The following is a 2,310-nucleotide window of genomic DNA, read 5'->3' as shown; positions in this document are numbered from 1 at the left end:
CCAGATGCGCGAGGACCTGCGGGACGCGCCGCTCGCCGCGTCCCTCCAGGGCGCGCTGCTCCTCGGCTTCGGCGCGGCGCTCGCGTTCACGCTGATCGCGTTCACCGTGAACGCGGCGGTCGCCGTCCGGGAGAGGTCCCGCGAGTTCACCGTGCTGCGCGCGCTCGGACTGCACCAGCGCCAGGTCTCGGGGATGCTCGCCGTCGAGCAGGCGATCCTGGTCGGGCTCGGCCTGCTCGGCGGGCTCGTCCTCGGCCTGGTCGTGGCGAAGCTCGTGGTGCCGCACATCGTGCTGACCGTCCAGGCCGCGCCGCCGTACCCGCCCGCCACGCTGAGCGTGCCGTGGCTCGCGGTGCTCGGCCTGGCCGCCGGGGTGGCGGTGATGCTCGGCCTTGTCCTGATGGTCGTGATCCGGGTGCTGCGAAGGCGCGGCCTCGGCGGCGACCTGCGCGCGGGGGAGGACCGATGAGGGGCCCGCGGTTCCGGCTCGTCCGGGAGCACTGGGCGGCGCTGCTCGCGGTGGCCGTGCTGACCGCCGCCACGACCGCGCTCGCCGTGGCCTTCCCCGCCCGCGCCGTGCACGGCTACAACAAGGCGGCGGTGAGCTTCCTCGGCTCGGACGGGTCGGTGAACGTCGTCGGCGTCGGCGACGAGCGGACCGCGCTCAGCAGGTTCGTCAGGCCGAACAGCATGGAGCCCGAGGGCGACGCGTGGCACACGATGATGCCCGAGCGGCTCCGGCGCGCCACCCTGGCCAGCGACCCGTTCGCGATCTCGTGGGACAAGGTGACCGTCGCCAATCCCCAGACGCCGCGGGCGGCGAAGCTCGACCTCGTCGCGAACGCCATGGACCCCGGCCCGTACCGGGTCGTCGAGGGCGCGGAGGGTATGGACTACAGGAGGCCCGAACTCGCGCTCACCCGGCAGACGGCGCAGATGTTCGGACTCAAGGTCGGCTCTGTCGTCCGGATCGGCGAGGGCCCGACCGAGGTCTCCTTCAGGGTCGCCCAGATCATCGAGCCGACCGACCCCGCCAACGGCTACTGGACCGCGCGCGGCTGGACCGCCAACCCCCACATCGAGGTCGACCAGCAAGGCGCCGAGTGGACGGTCGGCGGTGCGCTGACGAACTTCCCGGGCTACGCGGAGTACCTGTCGAAGTACGGCGGCAAGTTCAAGTTCACCTGGCGCTTCGGCCTCGACCCGAGGGGGCTGGACGCCTCGGAGATCCGCGGCCTCGCGACCGACATCAACCGGTACCGGGTGGCCGTGGCCGCGCGGCAGGACATCTTCGAATGCGAGGTCCACACGCCGCTGGAAGCCCGGATCGCCGACTTCGCCGGCCAGTACGCCACCGCCCAGGTCATCACCGGCCTGGCCTTCAGCGGCCTGGCGGCCGTGCTGGTGGGCGCGCTGATGCTCAGCCTCGCGCTGTTCACCGAGCGCCTGCGCGGGATGTTCGCCACCATGCGCGCCCGAGGGGCGTCCCTCTCCCAGTTGTGCCGGACGGTCGGCTGGCTGACCGTGCCGGTGCTCCCGCCCGCGGTCGCGGCCGGATTCGGGATCGGCCTGCTCGTGCACGCCGGGCCCATGCGGATGGTGTCGGTCTACCTGGCGGCCGTGATCGCGGTGCTCGTCGTCGTGTTCCCGTGCGTGCTCGCCGTGCGCTGGAACCGGGGCGGGACGATGCTGCGCGGCCGCCCGGAGGCCGCCACGCCCAAGGCGTCCCGGCGGCGGCTCGTGCTGGAGCTGCTGGTGCTCGCGACCGCGGTGATCGGCCTGGTCCTGCTGCGCCGCCGCGGCCTCGCCGCCCAGGCCGAACTCGGCGCGGACCCGCTGGTGCTGGCCGTGCCGGTGCTGCTCGGGATCGCGGCCGGACTGATCGTGCTGCGCCTGTTCCCGTGGCCGCTGCGCGCCGCCGGACGGGCCTTCGGACGCGGCCGGTCCATGATCGGCTTCGTCGGGTTCGCCCGCGCGTCTCGGCAGCAGGTCGTGACCGTCCTGCCGCTCGTCGTGCTGCTGCTCGCGGCGGCCGTCGCCGGGTTCGGCGCGACCGTCGACGCCGCCCTCGCCAGCGGCCAGCGGACCGCCGCCTGGTACTCGGTCGGCTCCGACGCGCGGCTCACCGCCACCGCGTTCGACTACCGGCTGCCGCAGCAGCTCAGGTCGGTGCGCGGCGTCACCGGGGCCGTCCCGCTGCGGGTCATCCCGGACGCGGGCGTCGGCGGCGCGGCCGGCGAGCGGGGCAGGGTCGAGATCACCGTCCTCGCCGTGGACCTGGACGCGCTGCGCGCCATCGCCGGCGGCGCG

The 2,310-nt window shown here is 74.4% G+C and carries 2 protein-coding genes; both read left to right on the top strand.

Annotation, left to right across the window (positions count from 1 at the left end):
- Nucleotides 1-469, top strand: a 469-nt coding sequence (locus tag AB0J52_RS36880; RefSeq protein WP_500187546.1) for an FtsX-like permease family protein, incomplete at its 5' end; no start/stop codon positions are given.
- Nucleotides 466-2,310: hypothetical protein (locus AB0J52_RS36875; RefSeq protein ID WP_500187545.1), on the top strand; the 1,845-nt coding region annotated here is incomplete at its 3' end. The genes AB0J52_RS36880 and AB0J52_RS36875, both read left to right, overlap by 4 nt.

The organism is Spirillospora sp. NPDC049652 (assembly GCF_040675125.1).
Taxonomy (GTDB): Bacteria; Actinomycetota; Actinomycetes; order Streptosporangiales; family Streptosporangiaceae; genus Spirillospora.
This window is presented reverse-complemented; position numbering and strand designations above follow the sequence as displayed.